This window comes from Streptomyces doebereineriae (assembly GCF_031845645.1).
GTDB lineage: Bacteria > Actinomycetota > Actinomycetes > Streptomycetales > Streptomycetaceae > Streptomyces > Streptomyces canus.
Genome location: NZ_JAVREZ010000295.1, coordinates 1 through 453, shown reverse-complemented (window position 1 = coordinate 453; position 453 = coordinate 1). Strand labels below are relative to the sequence as shown.

Genomic DNA, 453 nt, shown 5'->3' with positions numbered 1-453 from the left:
GGTCATCTGTCATGCGAAATCAGCCTCGCTTCAATGGTTTTGTCATTGTCGGCGGCCAGCGTGGTGCGCCGCGCCGCGGTGAGATGGTCGGCCGCGAGCTTGGTCGCCCGGGCCGTATTGCCGTCGGCGATCGCGTCCACCAGCCGCTGGTGGTCCCGCAGCGCGGCCCGCATGGTCGGGACCGACATGCCCGCCTCGCCTTCGCCTGTCCACACTCCGGATTCGTGCGTGGACCAGATCAGCTCCAGCGAGCCGATCAGCAAGATCATCGGCTCGTTGCCGCATCGCGAGACCAGGGCTTCGTGGAACCGGCGGGCGTTGGGCACGTACTGCGAGGTGTCGTCGAACTGCCCTGCCTGACGGTCGATCTCGGCCTGCAGGTACGGCACCACCTCGGTGGCGCGGTCCTCCCGTGCGGCGCACATTCCCGCACAGATCGGCTCAAGGTGCAGC

Annotated in this window: 1 protein-coding gene; it reads right to left on the bottom strand. The window is 67.5% G+C overall.

What is annotated here, in order from left to right; genetic code table 11:
* Positions 1-2: 2 nt before the first annotated feature.
* The coding region (locus RNB18_RS51955) for a FadR/GntR family transcriptional regulator (RefSeq protein ID WP_311721052.1) at positions 3-453 on the bottom strand (451 nt) is incomplete at its 5' end.